Origin of the sequence: Microbacterium sp. 20-116, from assembly GCF_041079415.1 — a bacterium.
In the GTDB taxonomy this organism is placed as follows: domain Bacteria; phylum Actinomycetota; class Actinomycetes; order Actinomycetales; family Microbacteriaceae; genus Microbacterium.
Map to the genome: position 1 here is coordinate 733,286 of NZ_JBFYGP010000001.1, position 16,901 is coordinate 750,186.

At 67.6% G+C, this 16,901-nt stretch carries 12 protein-coding genes; 1 reads left to right on the forward strand and 11 read right to left on the reverse strand.

All coding sequences use genetic code 11. The annotated features are described in order from the left end of the window. Positions 1-138 precede the first annotated feature (138 nt). The 10 genes from typA to AB6V29_RS03630 all read right to left on the reverse strand — a co-directional run bounded on the left by typA (position 139) and on the right by AB6V29_RS03630 (position 14,103). Positions 139-2,052, reverse strand: a complete 1,914-nt coding sequence (gene typA, locus AB6V29_RS03585) for a translational GTPase TypA (protein WP_210074354.1) — start codon at positions 2,050-2,052, stop codon at positions 139-141. A 156-nt stretch (positions 2,053-2,208) separates the two neighbouring features. After that, the gene (locus tag AB6V29_RS03590) at positions 2,209-3,888 is read right to left on the reverse strand and encodes an ABC transporter family substrate-binding protein (protein ID WP_369357062.1); all 1,680 of its coding nucleotides are present in this window, start codon (positions 3,886-3,888) and stop codon (positions 2,209-2,211) included. A gap of 4 nt (positions 3,889-3,892) precedes the next feature. Further along, positions 3,893-6,061: an ABC transporter ATP-binding protein gene (locus AB6V29_RS03595; RefSeq protein ID WP_307317970.1), complete on the reverse strand. Its 2,169-nt coding sequence runs from the start codon at positions 6,059-6,061 to the stop codon at positions 3,893-3,895. A 16-nt stretch (positions 6,062-6,077) separates the two neighbouring features. Continuing rightward, complete coding sequence (locus tag AB6V29_RS03600) at positions 6,078-7,001, reverse strand: ABC transporter permease (protein WP_307317445.1); 924 nt, start codon at positions 6,999-7,001, stop codon at positions 6,078-6,080. Between the two features lies 1 nt (position 7,002). Continuing rightward, entirely contained in the window at positions 7,003-7,983 is a 981-nt protein-coding gene (locus tag AB6V29_RS03605) for an ABC transporter permease (protein WP_210074350.1), read from the reverse strand. A 221-nt stretch (positions 7,984-8,204) separates the two neighbouring features. Beyond that, positions 8,205-8,753, reverse strand: a complete 549-nt coding sequence (locus AB6V29_RS03610; protein ID WP_369357064.1) for a PH domain-containing protein — start codon at positions 8,751-8,753, stop codon at positions 8,205-8,207. 38 nt (positions 8,754-8,791) lie between these two features. Next, positions 8,792-10,456: an ABC transporter ATP-binding protein gene (locus AB6V29_RS03615; protein WP_307317450.1), complete on the reverse strand. Its 1,665-nt coding sequence runs from the start codon at positions 10,454-10,456 to the stop codon at positions 8,792-8,794. Beyond that, positions 10,453-11,400 (reverse strand): ABC transporter permease, encoded by a 948-nt coding sequence (locus tag AB6V29_RS03620; protein WP_210074345.1) that lies wholly within the window; start codon positions 11,398-11,400, stop codon positions 10,453-10,455. The genes AB6V29_RS03615 and AB6V29_RS03620 overlap by 4 nt, the downstream gene beginning before the upstream one ends. Next, on the reverse strand, positions 11,390-12,319 hold the full coding sequence (locus AB6V29_RS03625; protein ID WP_103210912.1) for an ABC transporter permease: 930 nt from the start codon (positions 12,317-12,319) through the stop codon (positions 11,390-11,392). Before AB6V29_RS03625 ends, AB6V29_RS03620 begins: the two co-directional genes overlap by 11 nt. 164 nt (positions 12,320-12,483) lie before the next feature. After that, complete coding sequence (locus AB6V29_RS03630; RefSeq protein WP_307317454.1) at positions 12,484-14,103, reverse strand: ABC transporter substrate-binding protein; 1,620 nt, start codon at positions 14,101-14,103, stop codon at positions 12,484-12,486. Between the two features lie 164 nt (positions 14,104-14,267). On the opposite strand from AB6V29_RS03630, the gene AB6V29_RS03635 reads away from it, so the two are divergent. After that, positions 14,268-15,122 (forward strand): CPBP family intramembrane glutamic endopeptidase, encoded by an 855-nt coding sequence (locus AB6V29_RS03635; protein WP_369357068.1) that lies wholly within the window; start codon positions 14,268-14,270, stop codon positions 15,120-15,122. 3 nt (positions 15,123-15,125) lie between these two features. On the opposite strand, the gene AB6V29_RS03640 is transcribed toward AB6V29_RS03635, so the two are convergent. Then, a complete protein-coding gene (locus tag AB6V29_RS03640) occupies positions 15,126-16,808 on the reverse strand; it encodes an ABC transporter substrate-binding protein (RefSeq protein ID WP_307317457.1) in 1,683 nt (560 codons plus the stop codon). Positions 16,809-16,901 lie beyond the last annotated feature (93 nt).

The window sequence follows — 16,901 nt, forward strand, 5'->3', positions numbered from 1 at the left end:
CGGCAGCCGGTCGAGTGTCCAAGACACCCGAGACGGAGTTCAGACCGGTCCGGGTGTTCTGGACACTCAACGGGCGGAAAAAGCCGAACGGCCCCGCTCAGCACGGGGCTGGGCGGGGCCGTTCGCGAGCGGGATCGCTCAGGCGTTGGCATCCTGACGCTTCAGGCGCGAGGCGGTGCGGCCGCGCTCGGTCGCGTCGAGCACGACCTTGCGGATGCGCACCTTCTCGGGCGTGACCTCGACGCATTCGTCGTCGCGCGCGAACTCGAGCGACTCCTCCAGCGTCAGCAGGCGCGGGGGCGTCATCGACTCGAAGGAGTCGGAGGTCGACGAACGCATGTTCGTCAGCTTCTTCTCCTTGGTGATGTTGACGTCCATGTCGTCGGCGCGGGAGTTCTCGCCGATGACCATGCCCTCGTAGACCTCTTCGGTGGGCTGCACGAAGAAGCTCATGCGCTCCTGCAGAGCGATCATCGCGAAGGGGGTCACGACACCCATGCGGTCGGCCACGATCGAGCCGTTCTGACGGGTGGTGATCGAACCCGCCCAGTCGTCGTAGCCGTGCGAGATGGCGTTGGCGATACCGGTACCGCGGGTGATCGTGAGGAACTCGCTGCGGAAGCCAATGAGACCGCGCGAGGGGACGACGAACTCCATGCGCACCCAGCCGGTGCCGTGGTTGGTCATGTTGTCCATGCGGCCCTTACGGGCGGCCATGAGCTGCGTGATCGCGCCGAGGTGCTCTTCGGGGGCATCGATGGTCAGGTGCTCGAAGGGCTCCTTGAGCTTGCCGTCTTCACCGCGCTTGGTGACCACCTGCGGCTTGCCGACCGTGAGCTCGAAGCCCTCGCGGCGCATGTTCTCGACGAGGATGGCCAGCGCGAGCTCGCCGCGACCCTGGACCTCCCACGCGTCGGGGCGTCCGATGTCGACGACCTTGAGCGAGACGTTACCGATGAGCTCGCGGTCGAGGCGATCCTTGACCATGCGCGCGGTGAGCTTGTGGCCCTTGACCTTGCCCATGAGGGGCGAGGTGTTGGTGCCGATGGTCATCGAGATGGCCGGGTCGTCGACCGTGATCGCCTTGAGCGGGCGGACGTCTTCGGGGTCGGCGATGGTCTCGCCGATGGTGATGTCGGGGAATCCGGCGATGGCGACGATGTCGCCGGGGCCGGCGTCTTCGGCGGGGTAGCGCTCGAGGGCGCGGGTCTTGAGCAGCTCGGTGACACGAGCATTGCTGGTGGTGCCGTCGGCGCGCACCCAGGCCACGGTCTGCCCCTTCTTCAGCGTGCCGTTGAAGACGCGCAGCAGCGCGAGGCGGCCGAGGAACGGCGAGGAGTCGAGGTTGGTGACCCAGGCCTGCAGGGGCGCCTCGTCGTCGAAGGCCGGAGCCGGGACGTGCTCGAGGATCGCGGCGAACAGGGGCTCGAGGTCGTCGTTGTCGGGCAGCGACCCGTTGTCGGGGCGGTTGAGCGAAGCGGCGCCCGCGCGGCCGGAGGCGTACACGACCGGCACGTCGAGCAGGGCGTCGACATCGAGGTCGGGCACGTCGTCGACGAGATCGGACGCGAGGCCGAGCAGGAGGTCGTGCGCCTCTTCTTCGACCTCGGCGATGCGCGCGTCGGGGCGATCGGTCTTGTTGACCAGCAGGATCACGGGGAGCTTCGCCTCGAGAGCCTTGCGCAGCACGAAGCGCGTCTGGGGCAGCGGGCCCTCGGACGCGTCGACGAGCAGCACGACGCCGTCGACCATGGACAGACCGCGCTCGACCTCGCCGCCGAAGTCGGCGTGACCGGGGGTGTCGATGACGTTGATCGTCACCGGCACGTCCGAGTGGATGCCGTTGTACGTGATCGCCGTGTTCTTGGCGAGGATCGTGATGCCCTTTTCGCGCTCGAGATCGTTCGAGTCCATCGCGCGCTCTTCGACGTGCGCGTGGTCGCCGAACGAGCCGGTCTGGCGGAGCATGGCGTCGACGAGGGTCGTCTTGCCGTGGTCGACGTGCGCGACGATCGCGACGTTACGGAGGTCAGGACGAAGGGCGTGCGCCATGGAGGGTCTCCAGGAAAATTCGGGGTGATGCCCGGAATCGGGCCTGCCTAGTCTACCGGGCGCCTACGACACTCCCGGGCAGGAGACGTTCAGGAAGCGCGGCGGCGTGAAAAAGGGGCGGGATCCCGCGGGATCCCGCCCCTCTCGGTCAACGGATCACGAGTTGGCGAAGCCCACGATGGTCCAGTCGATGGTCTCGAACTGGGTCGCGCCCCAGTTCACGAGGCCCTGCTTGACGGCGTAGACGTTCGGCAGCGGCGCGATCGGGATGATCGGCACGGACTCCCAGAGCACCTTGTCGATCTCCTGGGCGGTCTGCAGGCGCGCGTCGGGGTCGAGCTCCGCGTTGGCCTTGGCCCACAGGGCGTCCAGACGCGGGTCGGCGATACCGGTGTAGTTCTGCGCCGAGTCGACCGGGGTGAACAGCGACCGGGTCGACGAGATCGGGTACGCGGTGCCCTGCCACGAGAACGTCACCATCTCGAAGTCGCCCTTGATGATGTAGTCCGAGAAGTAGCTGCCGACGGGGACCGAGACGAGCTCGACGGGGATACCGACCTCGGCCAGGTCCGCCTGGATCTGCTCGGCGCGCTGGATGTTCGTCGTGGTGTCGGCCGGAACCGTCACCTTGAACGACAGGGCGGTGCCGTCCTTCTTCCAGGAGTCGCCGTCCTTGGTGTAGCCGGCGGCCTCGAGGTACTTGGTACCCGCGTCGACGTCGTACGGCAGGGAGTCGTCGGTGTAGCCGTCCTGGCCGGGCATGAAGATGTAGCTGCCCTGGGTGATGGCGGGGACGCCCACCGGCGAGTTCGCGTTGTTCGCGATCTGTCCGCGGTTGACGATGGATGCCACGGCCTTGCGGACGTTGACGTCGGCGAGCGGTCCGCTCGAGGCGCGCATCGTGATGTGCGTCCAGGTCAGACCGTTCGAGGCCTGGATCTCGGCACCCGGGACGTTCTGGGCCGTCTGGTAGAGGTCGGCGTTCGAGCTGATGTTCAGCGCGTCGATCTCGCCGTTGCTGAACGAGGTGCCCTGCTGGCTCTGGCTCACGGCGCGGAAGACCACCGTGTCGAGCTTGGGCTTCGGGCCCCACCAGTTGGGGTTGTGGTCGAGGGTCGCGACTCCGGCCGTCGAGTCGAAGCTCGCGAGCTTGAAGGGGCCCGACGAGGGAAGCGCCTTCGTGAGGTACCCGGTGTTGAACGTGTTCGGGTCGTTCGCGACACTCGCGGGCAGGACCTGACCGAACAGGCTCTGCCAGTCCGCGAAGACCGACGAGAACGTGATGACGACGTCGAACTGGTCGGTGCCCTGCTCGACCGAGGAGATCTGGTCCCACCCGGTGGTCGAGATGACGACGTAGGCGGGGTTGCTTCCGTTGTTCGCCTTCCAGGTGGCCTGGTAGTCGGCCACGGTGATCGGCGTGCCGTCTTCCCACTTGGCATCCGGGTTGAGCTTGATCTCGACCTTCTGGGGGTCGGTGCTGGTCAGCTCGACGGAGGAAGCGTAGTTCTGGTCGACGACGGGCTTGCCGTCCTCGCCGATGCGGATGGGGCCACCCTGCATCGCCGCGACGATGTTGTTCGTGTTGACCTCGTTGCCGTCGATCTGGAAGTTGTTCCAGTTCACGGGCATGGAGTCGACCGCGAGAGTCAGCGTGCCGCCGTCCTTGACGTCTGCGGCGTCGGCGCGCACCCACGCGGTCGACGGCAGCGAGTTCTGGTCTTCGGGGTTGGCCGACGGCGCTGCGGTGTTGCCCGGCGCGCACCCGGCGATCGCCAGGGCGGCGGCACTCAGCAGCGCGAGAGCGCTGAGAGCCTTCGCTTTACGCATTCTCATGTGATCAATCCTCTCGTTGGTGATCGGGAAGGGCCCCCGTCGACGTGGTGCCGTCGGTCGGGGACGTTCGGGGGGAACCGGCCGACACCGTCTCGAGGACGAGGTCGGACCGTTCGGCGTAGTGGCACGCCACCTGGGAGTGCGCCTGAGGACGCAAGCCCGGGTCGTCGTTGTCGCACCGGCGCCGGTCGGCGTCGGGCAGCAGGCGGTAGAGCGGGCACCGCGTGCGGAAACGGCATCCGGAGATCTCCTGCGTGGGGCTCGGCAAATCGCCGTCGAGCAGGATGCGCGTGCGCGCACGCTCGATGCGCGGATCGGGAATGGGAGCCGCCGAGATGAGGGCCTTCGTGTACGGATGCCGTGGGTCGTCGAACACCTCGTCGACGGGTCCCTGCTCGACGATGCGTCCGAGGTACATGACCGAGACGTCGTCCGCGATCTGACGGACGACGGCGAGGTCGTGCGCGACGAATAGGAACGAGAGTCCGAGTCGCTCCTTCAGGTCTTCGAGCAGGTTGATGACACCGGCCTGGATCGACACGTCGAGCGCCGAGACCGGTTCGTCGAGGACGACGACCGCGGGGTCGGTCGCCAGAGCCCGGGCGATGCCGATGCGCTGGCGCTGTCCGCCCGAGAATTCGTGCGGGTAGCGGTCGGACATGTTCGGATCGAGACCGACCAAATCGAGCAGCTCGCGCATCTTGCGGTCGCGCTCGGACCGGGGTACGCCCTGCACCAGCAACGGCTCGGTGATGACCTCGCCGACCGGCAGGCGCGGATCGATGGCGCCCATCGGGTCCTGGAAGACGATCTGGATGCCCTTGCGCAGCACGGCCTTGTCCTTGCGACCGACCGTGGCGACATCGGTGCCGTTGATGCGGATGCTGCCGCTTTGCGGCGCGACCATCTCCATGATCTCGAGGATCGTCGTGGTCTTGCCGCAGCCCGACTCCCCCACCAAGCCCATCGTCCGGCCCGGCTGGATCGAGAACGAGATCCCGTCCACGGCGCGCACCGTGCCGACGCGGCGCGGGAAGACCGAACCCTTCATGAGCGGGAAGTGCTTCACGAGGTCGGTGACCTCGACGGCGGGGGTCACGTCGGGGCGCAGCGGCGGGATCTCACCGAGCGCCTCGGGCCGCGGGAAGATGTCGGGCCGCGACAGGGCGCCCGAGGCGATCTCGCCGGAACGGATGCAGGCGGCGACGTGGTCGGGCACCGTTCCGTGCACCTCGAGCGCGGGCTCGACGTCGTGACACGCGTCGATCGCGATCGGGCAGCGTGCCGCGAACGGGCAGCCCTTCGGCAATGCCGCGAGGGACGGCGGGCGTCCCTCGAGCGGCACGAGCCGCTGGGAACCCGCGGTCTGCATGTTCGGCACCGAGCGCAGAAGCCCCACCGTGTACGGCATGTGCGGGTCGTGGAAGATCTCGTCGACCGTGCCGCGCTCGACGAGCTTGCCGGCGTACATGACGGCGACGCGGTCCGCGTGCCCTGCGACCACGCCGAGGTCGTGCGTGATCAGCACGACGGCGGCGCCCGTCACCTCACGGGCCTTCTGCAGCACCTCGAGGATCTGCGCCTGGATGGTCACGTCCAAAGCGGTGGTCGGCTCATCCGCGATGATCACGCGCGGGTCGTTCGCGATCGCCATGGCGATCATGGCACGCTGGCGCATACCGCCCGAGAACTCGTGCGGGTACGCGCGGGCCCGACGCTCGGCATCCGGGATGCCGACGAGCTTGAGCAGCTCGACGCTGCGGGCGTGCGCCGCCGGAGCGCTCAGGGCGCGGTCATGCAGTCGCAGCCCCTCGGAGATCTGGTCGCCCACCGTGTAGACGGGGGTCAGCGCCGACAGCGGATCCTGGAACACCATCGCGAGCTCGGCGCCGCGGATCTTGGAGAGCTGGCCGTCGTTCATGCCGAGGAGCGAGCGCCCGTCGTAGAGGATGTCGCCCTCGACCTTCGCGTTCGAGGGCAGCAGCCCCATCACCGCGAGCGATGACACGCTCTTGCCGGAGCCCGACTCCCCCACGATGCCGAGGAACTCGCCCTCGTGCACGTCGTACGAGATGCCGCGGACCGCGCGGACGGGATCGCCTTCGCGCTGAGGAAAGGTGACGCTGAGGTCGCGGACCGACAGCAGCGGCGAGCGGCCGGTCGAGGACAGCATGGTGGCGGATCGGGTGTCAGTCACGGTTCGCTCCCGAGGTGGGGTCGATGGCGTCGCGCAAGGCGTCGCCGATGAGGCTGATGGCCAGGAGCAGCACGATCAGCACGCCGGCGGGGTACACGAACAGCCACGGGCGGGTCACCGCGGCCGACGTGCCCGACGCCAGCAGCGTGCCGAGCGAGACGTCGGGCGCCTGGACGCCGAAGCCGAAGTAGCTGAGCGAGGTCTCGGCCATGATGGCCGAGACAATGCCGAGGGTCGCGTCAATGATGAGCAGCGACGCGATGTTGGGGATGATGTGGCGCCCGAGGATCTGCCGGGTGGGCATGCCCATGTACCGCGCGGCACGCACGAAGTCGCGGTTGCGCAACGACCGGGTCTGGTTGCGCACGACCTGGGCGAGGATCATCCAGCTGAATACCGCGAGGAAGAACGTCAGCGCGAGCCACGACAGGCCGCGCGTCAGCGGGCTCAGCAGCACGAGGATGAAGAACGACGGGATGACGAGCAGCAGGTGGATCAACCACCCGATGACGGCATCGATCTTGCCGCCCAGGTAGCCGGCGAGCGAACCCACGGCCGCCGCGATCAGCGTCGCACCGATGCCGGCGAGGGCGCCGATGATGAGCGACTTCTGCAGGCCGACCAGCGTCTGGGCGTAGATGTCCTGCCCGATGCCGTTGGTGCCGAACCAGTGCAGCTGCGTGGGCCCGAGGCCGACGTTGAGGAAGTCGCGCTGGGTCGCGTCGTAGGGGTAGAGCAGCGGGCCGATGAAGGCCCAGAGCACGATGAAGACGAGAATGCTCGCACCGACCCAGAAGCGGGGCATCTTTCGCAGACGCGCGCGCACCAGGGCGCCGCGCGACAGCGGCTTGCGATCGCGGGTGACGGGGCTCGTGGCGACGAGCGTGCCGTCGAGGGCTTCTTCCTGCATGGTCATGTCAGCTCCTCACTCTCGGGTCGAGTGCGGCGTAGAGCACCTCGGACAGGGTCGATGACAGCAGGACCAGCACGGCGACGAACAGGGTCGACCCCGCCACGGCGTTGATGTCCTGCTGGGTGACGGCGTTGAGCTGGAACTGCCCCATGCCTCGCCACGAGAAGACGATCTCGAGCATGGTCGAACCGGCGATGAGCGTGCCGAAGCTGTACGCGAAGAACGTCGACATCGGGATGAGCGCGATGCGCACGCCGTGACGGAAGAGCGCCTGCGTACGCGGCAGTCCCTTCGCGCGGGCCGTGCGGATGTAGTCGGCGCCGAGGACGTCGAGCATCATGCTGCGCTGGTAGCGCGAGTACGAGGCCGCGCTGATGAGCACCAGAGCGAGGGTGGGCAGCAGCAGGTGCACCGCGCGGTCGGCGATCATCGGCCAGAACCCCTCGACGCCCGCGGTGTACTCCCCCGTGAAGCGGATGAGCTGCGTGCCCGCGGCGTTGTTCAGGTTGGTCGCCCCGATCATCAGCAGCACGCCGATGACGAAGGTCGGCGTCGCGAAGACCAGGTAGGAGGCGTAGGTCGTCACCTGGTCGGTGGCGCGGTACTGGCGCACCGCCCCCCACACGCCGATGAGCACACCGACCACCGCGCCGATCAGCGACCCGATCAACAGCAGGCGCAGGCTCGTGCCGGCGCGCGTGGCGATCTCGGTCATGACGTCCTGACCGCCGATGGTGTTGCCGAGCGAGAACTTTGTGAACAGGTTCACGAGCCAGTTCCACAGGCGCACGAGGATCGGAACGTCGGGATTGGCGCCGAGAGCGTTGAGGCTCGCGATGATGGACTCCTCCGGCGGCCGCGGGTTCATGCCGTAGAAGCGATCCTGGGGCCGCAGCAGGGCGCTGCCGAGTACGTACGCGAGGCACGTCGCCAGCAGGCTCAGGACGGCGTAGTTCACGAACCGTCGCAGAACGTACAGCGTCATGAGGTGCGCGAGCCCGTCCGGAGCACATCGGGGGTCAGCATCATGGGTGGTCCTCTCGCCTTCGAGATCCCCGCCTATTCGTTTGCCTGGCTAAGGATCTTCAGCGACCCTACGTCGGCTTCCCATGAAACGAGTGCCGGGGGAACACACTTTTCACGACCGTAACAAAGCTCTTACATGGCGCTTTGCCACTGCGGTGTCCGTCGAGCGCAGCATCGCGCTCAGCCGAGACCGCCTGAGATGAACAAAGCGATGATAACCCAGCAGAGCAGAACCAGCAGGGAAATGACCGAGGGAATGTCCCACGAGCGACGCACGACGCCGCTCTCGGACGCCGTGCGGCGCGCGCTCTCCCAGGCCTCCTGAATGAGCTGCAGGTCCCGGATCGCGGGAGGTTCGCGTCTCCCCCGGGAGTCGTCGCGTCGAAGCGCCGGACGACCGGGGCGACCGGCGACGGGGCCGCCGAAGGCCTTCACGACGCGTGGTTCGTCCGTGCGCACTTCGAGCTGCCAGCGCATGTCGATGTCGGCCACGCGCGCCCACGCGATGTCGACGACGCGCAGCGGATTGTGGATCCGGATGCCGTCGGCATCGATACGCACGTGAGGGGCGAACAGCAGGGCGTAGACGGCCCACAGCGCCAACAGCACCCACGGCGCCAGCAGCAGCATCTCGCCGACGCCGGCGCGGAGCGCGGCATCCCCCAAGAGGACGACCGCGAGCACCGCGCCGACGATCAGGCCGACGATCGACGACGGGGCGCGGAACACCCGTGGGTGCTCCGCGCCCCGGAAGCGCTCATCGCGCGTCACGCGCCGCCCAGCGAGAGGGAGGCGCCGGGAATGGCGTCGAGCAGGCGCTGCGTGTACTCCTGCGACGGCTGGGCGAAGATCTCGTCGACCGTGCCCTGCTCCACGAGCTTGCCGCGCTCCATGACGCACACCAGGTCGGCGGCGACGCGGACGACGGCGAGGTCGTGCGTGATGAACAGGTACGTCAGCCCCAGCTCGGACTGCAGCTCCGCCAGCAACTGGAGGATCTGCGCCTGTACGAGCACGTCGAGCGCCGAGACCGCCTCGTCGAGCACGAGGATGTCGGGCTTGAGAGCGAGCGCTCGCGCGATGGCGACGCGCTGGCGCTGTCCGCCGGACAGCTCGTTCGGATAACGGGATGCCAGCTCCTGCGGCAGAGCGACCTGCTCGAGCAGCTCCTCCACGCGAGCGCGGCGCGAGGCACCGTCACCCACCTTGTGGATGTTGAGCGGCTCGGCGATGAGGTTGCCGATGCTGCGCAGCGGGTCGAGGGAGCCGTAGGGGTCCTGGAAGACCGGCTGCATGCGGCGGCGGAGGTTGAAGGTGTCCTTCGCGCTCAGCTTGCCGGTGTTGACGCCGTCGACCTCGATCGAACCCGAGGTGGGCTCCTCGAGCTTGAGCACCATCTTCGCGATCGTCGACTTACCCGAACCCGACTCGCCGACCAGGGCGAGCGTCTTGCCGCGCGGGATCTCGAAAGAGACCCCGTCGACGGCGCGGAACTGCTCGCTGCGGAACCCGCCCTGGCGGATCTTGTACTCCTTGACGAGGTCGGTGACCTTGACCGTCGCGGGAGCGTCGATGTCGGACTCGCGCAGGATGCCGCGATCCTCGACCGTCGCCTGGATGCGCTGCGACGCGATGCTGGGGGCGGCCGCCACCAGTCGCTGCGTATACGGGTGCTGCGGGTTCTCGAGGATCTCGCGGCTCGGACCCGACTCGACGATCTCGCCCTGGTTCATCACGACGATCGTGTCGGCGCGCTCGGCAGCGAGCCCCAGGTCGTGCGTGATGAGCAGCACCGAGGTGCCCCGCTCACGGGTGAGGGATGCCATGTGGTCGAGGATCACGCGCTGCACGGTGACGTCGAGGGCCGAGGTCGGCTCGTCGGCGATGAGCAGCTTCGGGTCGGCCGCGAGGCCGATGCCGATGAGCGCGCGCTGGCGCATACCGCCCGAGAACTGGTGCGGGTACTGGTGCAGTCGGCGCTCGGCGTCTGCCAGACCGGCCTGCTTCAGCACCTCGATCGCGCGCTGCTCGACCTCCTTGCGCCCGGTGGCGATGCCGTTCGCACGGATCGCTTCCTTGACCTGGAAGCCGATGCTCCACACCGGGTTGAGGTTCGACATCGGGTCCTGCGGGACGTATCCGATGTCCTTGCCGCGCACGGACTCGAACTGCGTCTGGCTGAGGTCGGTCAGCTCGCGCCCGTCGAGGGTGATACTGCCGCCGGTGACGTGACCGGTGCCGGGAAGCAGACCGATGACCGCCGAGGCCGTGGTCGACTTGCCCGAGCCCGACTCGCCCACGATCGCGACGGTCTGACCGGGGTAGACGTCGAGGCTCACTCCGTGGAGGACCTCGCGCGTGCCGCCTTCTCCCTCGAACGCGACCTTCAGGTCGCGCACGGACAGCAGCGGCGTCATGGTGGCGTCGCTCATCGGCGGGCCCTCGCTCTCGGGTCGATGGCGTCTCGGATGAGCTCGCCCAGCAGGATGAAGGCCAGCACCGTGACGGTCAGGGCGACGGACGGCCAGATCAGCGCCTGCGGCGCGATACGCAGCGACTGCTGCGCCTGGCTGATGTCGTTACCCCACGACATGGTGTCGCCGCCCAGGCCGACGCCGAGGAACGACAGCGTGGCCTCCGCGACGATGGCCGCGGCGAGGCTGATCGTGGTGACCACGAGCAACGGGGCGATGGCATTCGGGATGACGTGGGTCAGGAGCGTCTTGAAACGCGTCTGCCCCAGCGCCTGCGACGCGGCGACGTAGTCGGCCTGACGCACGCGCAGCACCTCGGCACGCACGACGCGCGCCGTCGACGCCCACGCGAACCCGCCGATCGCGAACGCCAGGGTGAACACGTTGCGGTACTGCGAGAACACGCTCATCACGACGATGGCCGCGAGGATGTAGGGGATCGAGAAGAAGATGTCGCCGACGCGCGAGATGACCGCGTCGAGCCATCCGCCGTAGAAGCCGGACAGCGCGCCCATGATGAGGCCGATGATGGTGCCGATCGCGGTTGCGAGCAGACCGACCGACAGCGACGTGCGGGCACCCCAGACGATGCGCGAGAAGGTGTCGCAGCCCTGGAAGGTGAAGCCCAGGATGTGACCCGATGTGGGACCGGCGTTGCTGTTCGACAGCTGGCAGTCGTTGTTGGGCGGCACCTGGGTGAAGAGGGTCGGCCACACGGCCATGAGGATGACGACGGCCATGACGGCCAGAGCGATCCAGAACGTGGGGCGACGACGGAGGTCGCGCCACGCGTCGAGCCACAGGTTGCTCTTGCGGGCGGCGACGCGAACGGCGTCGACCGAGATGGTCTCGGTCTTGATCGGCGCGACGTAGTGCGGCGCCGGGAACTGACTACTTGACATAGCGGATCCTCGGGTCCAGGAGGCCGTACAGGAGGTCGACGACGAGGTTGACCAGCACGTAGATGATGACAAAGACGGTCACGAACGAGACGACCGTGGGTCCCTCGCCGCGGATGGTGGCCTGATACAGCGTGTTACCGACACCGGGGATGTTGAAGATGCCCTCGGTGACGGTGGCGCCGACGAGGAGCACACCGAAGTTCGTCGCGGAGTTCGTGATGACCGGGATGAGCGAGTTGCGCAGCACGTGCACGGGGATGACGCGGCGACGCGACAGGCCCTTGCTGTACGCGGTGCGCACCCAGTCCTGGTTCAGGGTGTCGATGACCGAGCCGCGCATCAGGCGCATGCTCGTGGCGAAGAGGCTGAAGCCCAACACGATGGCCGGCAACCACAGATCGCCCCAGTTGTTCTGGGCACCCACCGTGGGTTTGAACCAGCCGAGCTGGATCGCCAGGAAGTACTGGGCGAGGAAGCACGCCACGAAGATCGGCAGGGCGACGAACAACAGGGCGACGATGAGCGCCACGTTGTCGAACAGCTTGCCCTTGCGGATCGCCGAGATGGTGCCGACCACGACGGCCAGGACGAGCTCGATGGCCAGGGCCATCACCGCGAGGCGACCGGTCACGGGGAGCGTGCGCGCAAGCACCTCGTTGACGGACTGGCCCGAGAAGGTGGTGCCGAGGTCGCCGCGGAAGATCCCGCCGATGTACAGGAAGTACTGGACGATGAAGGGCTGGTCGAGGTGGTACTGCGCGCGCAGGGCTTCGACGACCTGGGGCGCGGGGGTCTTGTCGCCGAAGAGGCCGAGGATCGGGTCCCCCGGCATGGCGAAGACCATGAAGTAGATCAGCAGGGTGGCCCCGAAGAACACGGGGAGGACCTGCAGCAGACGTCTGAGGATGTAGCCGAGCATCCGCTCTCTTTTCGAACGTGGGAAACGCCTCATCCGACGTTTTTAGGGGGGCGTGGGCCACGAAAGGGCCCGTGCCGTTTTATCACACGTCGTGATGAGGCCTGGCTGGCAGACCGCGAGGCGGTGACGAATCCGTCACCGCCTCGCGGGTGAGATCGGAAGGGTTACTTCGTGATCTCGTAGTACAGCGGAACCGAGTTCCACCCGAACTGGACGTTGTTGACGCCCTCGGCGTAGCCGCCGGTGACGTTGGAGTACCAGAGCGGGATGGCCGGGAGGTCCTTCAGCAGGATCTCCTGGGCCTTCGCGAAGTCGGCGTTCTGCGCCTCGAGGTCGGTCTCGGCGATGCCGGCCGTGATCTGCGCGTCGAACTCGGGGTTCGAGTAGTCACCGTCGTTCGACGAGGCACCCGTGGCGTACAGCGGTGCGAGGAAGTTGTACGCACCGGGGTAGTCGGCCTGCCAGCCCGAACGGAAGGTGGTCTCGATGCTGCGGTTGGTGACCGCCGAGCGCAGTTCCTTGAACGTCGGGTAGGGCGCACCGGAGGAGTCGATGCCGAGGGTGTTCTTCAGCGAGTTCGTCACCGCGTCGACCCAGGACTGGTGTCCGCCGTCGGCGTTGTAGGCGATCTGAAGCGAGCCGGTCCAGGGCGAGATGGCGTCGGCCTGGGCCCACAGCTGCTTCGCCTTGTCCGCGTCGAACTTCAGCACGTCGGAGCCCGACAGCGAGTCCGACCAGCCCGCGATGACCGGCGAGGTGAAGTCGCTGGCCGGGGTGCGCGAGCCCTGGAAGATCGTCTTGGTGATCTCGTCGCGGTTGATGGCCATCGAGATGGCCTGGCGACGGAGCTTGCCCTCTTCGCCGCTGAAGTGCGCGAGACGCTCGGGGATCGTGAACGACTGGAAGATCGCCGCCGGCTGGTTGACCGCGCGGTCGCCCAGGTCGGACTGGAACGTGGCCAGCGACGACGAGGGAACGCCGTCGATCACGTCGACGTTGCCACCGAGCAGGTCGGCGTACGCGGCATCCTGGGTGGCGTAGAAGATGATCGAGAGACCACCGTTCTCGACCGTGCGACCGCCCTGGTAGTCGTCGTTCTTGACGAGGTCGATCTGCACGTTGTGCTGCCAGGCACCCTCGCCCTTGAGCTTGTAGGGGCCGTTGCCGATCGGGTTCTCACCGAAAGCGGCCATGTCGTTGAACGCGACGTCGGGCAGCGGGAAGAACGCCGAGTAGCCCAGGCGCAGCGCGAAGTCGGCGGCCGGCTTCGACAGTGCGATCGTGAAGGTGTAGTCGTCGACCTTCTGCAGACCCGTGAGCTCGGAGTCAGCGTCGTAGCTGAAGCCCACGATGTCCTCGAAGAACGAGCTGCTGACCTGGTTGTTCGACAGCTGAGCGCCGTAGTTCCACGCCTTGATGAAGTTGTCGGCCTTGACCTCGGTGCCGTCCGTGAACTTCTGGCCCTTCTTCAGGGTCACCGTGAGGTTCTGGGGGTCGTTGGTGACGATGGACTCCGCCATGTCGTTGACCGGGGCGCCGGTTCCGTCGTAGTAGACCAGACCCGCGAAGATCGAGTCGAGGATCTTTCCTCCACCGACCTCGTTGGTGTTGGTGGGGATCAGCGGGTTCTGCGGCTCGGAGCCGTTCGTCCGAATGATCGCCGTGGCGTCGCCGCCCGATGACGAGCCGCCGCCGTTGTCTCCGCCGCCCGAGCAGCCGGCGAGCATAAGCCCGACAGCTCCCAGCAGGGCGAGGCCGGAGAGGGCAATCTTGTTGCGCTTCACAGTTCCTCCAGGGAAGGGATGATCGTCGCCCATGCAGGGCTTTCGCGCAGCACAAGGCGCGTGAAAGATCCGTCGGGCAGGATGAGAACACACTAGGCACGTTTACCCAGGTGCCCCAAACTCCTCTGAAAAACGTTACACAGCATTTACTCGAGAGGCTCTCCATGGAGCAATCTGACAAGCCGGGCCGGTCACGCGATGCCGCGGACTGGACGTATCCTCCGGCCATCGAGCGCACGGACTCCTACCGACGACGCCGGCTCGGGTGGGAGATCGCCATCGTGCTGCTCGTCAGCGTCGGTCAGTCCGCGATCTACTCGGTCGTCTCCTTCGTGCGTGCGGCGACGCGCGCTCCGATCTCGCAGCAGCAGACGCAGCTGAATCCCTCGCGCAGTGCCGAGCCGCTGTGGGACGCGATTTATCAGTTCCTCGACATCTTCTTCTCGCTGGCCCTGGTGGCCCTGGCCGTCTACCTGCTGTGGGAGCCGGCGAACAACGCGCTGCGCCGCATCGGCCTCGATTTCCGCCGTTTCGGCGGTGACACCGCCCGAGGGATCCTGCTGGTGATCTTGATCGGCGCCCCGGGAATCGGCGTGTACGCCATCGGCCGCGCACTCGGCCAGAGCATCGCGGTGATCCCCGCTCCCCTGGACTCGTCGTGGTGGGTCATCGCGCTGCTCATCCTTGCGGCGTTGCGCGCCGGTCTCACCGAAGAGGTCATCTTCCTGGGGTTCCTCTTCGACCGCCTGAGACGTCTCGGCTGGTCGTGGACGTGGATCATCGCGTCCACGGCCCTGCTGCGTGGCAGTTACCACCTGTACCAAGGATGGCCCTCGGCGCTCGGCAACGTGGTCATGGGACTGGTCTTCGGCTGGTGCTACAAGCGGTGGGGGCGCGTGATGCCCCTCGTCATCGCGCACACGATCATCGACATCGTCGCCTTCGTGGGATACCCCCTCGCGGCAGCGTGGTGGCCCGGGATCTTCGCTCCCACCCCCGCGCCGTCTCCGAGCTCCTGAGAATCAGGACTGAGGCGGCGACCACGTCCAGAACGCCGGTGGCAGCCCGTTGGGCTCGGAGGTGTAGGTCACTCCCCCGACACCCGCGGCGTTGACCACGGCGCCCGTCCGCTCGAGCAGCGGCACTCCCGCGTAGGCGGCGAACAGCGAGCGGTCGATGAGCTTCGCCTCCGACAGCACGTCGACGGGATCGGTGTGCGTGGTGAGGTCGTCGAAGAGCTCCTCGGTGTCGCCTCCATCGATGCCCTCGGCGATGCGGTCGCGTGCCGAGCGGTAGAGGCTCTCATCCTCGCCGACCCAGGTGAGGGTGGCATCCGGGACCTCCGTCGCCGTCGCCGCGCGGACGGCGATCCCGGCCTTGGCGGCCATCGACACGAGGCGGGGGAAGACCAGCGCCGCCGTCGCGTCGGTGGTGTCGTAGGCGACGCGGAGCACGGCCGCTCGGTCGCCGAGGGCGGAGCGGGCGGCGTTCACGTCGGCCCCGGTCCCGGGTGCCCCGTTCCCCGACACGAGGTCGTTGTAGAGCTGGCCGGTCGCCGGTGAGGAGAGGAAGGACTGCAGGGGCTGCGCGTCGGGGCGGACAGCACCGAGGACGTCCTGGACGAGGGACGAACGGTCGAGCGACAGAGTCGTCGCCTGCCGGAGGTCGGAAGCCGTCGTCGTGGCGAACCGCAGTTGCAGCGTTTCGGACGTGGGCCCCACCTGCACGTTGAGTCCCGCGTCGGTCAGGGTCTTGCGTTCGGCGACGTCGAGATCGCCGACGTTGGCCACATCCACCGTGCCCGCTTCGAGCGCCGACAACTGCGCTGCCCGATCCGGGAAGAACCGGACGGTGAGGCCTTCGAGGCCCGGGAAATGCGCGCCCTGGTAGCTGTCGCGTCGAGCGAGCTGCAGGGTGTCGGCCGTGATCTCGGAGACGGTCCACGGGCCCGAGGACACGACACCGGCGGGATCGGGGGTGGTCCCCGGTGCGACGTCGAAACCGGTGTTCCACGCCTGCGCGGCGGCGGCCAGCACGGGGTTCGGCGCAACCGGCGCCTTCGGGTCGCCCTCGGGCACGGTGAGGATGGCGGTGAGCAGATCCTTCACGCTCACACCCGCTCGCTGCGCGACGACGTGCACGGGCCGGTCGAGCAGCCACTGCCTGTTCCAGTCGGCGAAAGGCTGGTCGTACGTGAGTATGAGCGTGTCGTTCGCCCGATCGAGGCGGGGCCGCGTCGTCCGAGCGTTCGGGTCGGCCGGCAGAGCGGTGTCGAAGTAGCGCGTGCCCGAGACCAGCTGCCCATTGGCGTCATAGGTGGCGTCGTCGAAGAAGTGCGAGGTGACGGCCCACCCGAACAGCAGGTCGTCGAGGGTCACCGGGGTGCCGTCCGACCAGACCCGGTCAGAGAACAGCTCGTAGCTGACGGTGAGCGGGTCACCGTCGACGCGGGTGATGCGTCCGAGCCCGTTGTTCGGCACGACCTGCAGGTTGCCGTCGAGGGAGCCCAGCTTCTCGTCGAGAAGGGCCGACACCGCCCGATTGGCAGCGGTGTCGCCGGTGGCGCTGGCGGCGTTGAAGCTGGTGAGGGAGCCGACGACGCCGACGGTCAGGCTCGTGCGCTGTTCCTTCGCCGGCTCAGGCGCCGGGTCGGTGGCCGAGCAACCGGCCAGCGCGAGACCTGCGGCGACGAGGAGGGCGATCACCCGTCCCGGGCCGCCACGGCGTGGATTCGGTCGAGGAACGTCGTTCAGCCCGTGGTGCACAGGGGCACTTTACTAAACGCCTCCTGAGGATCT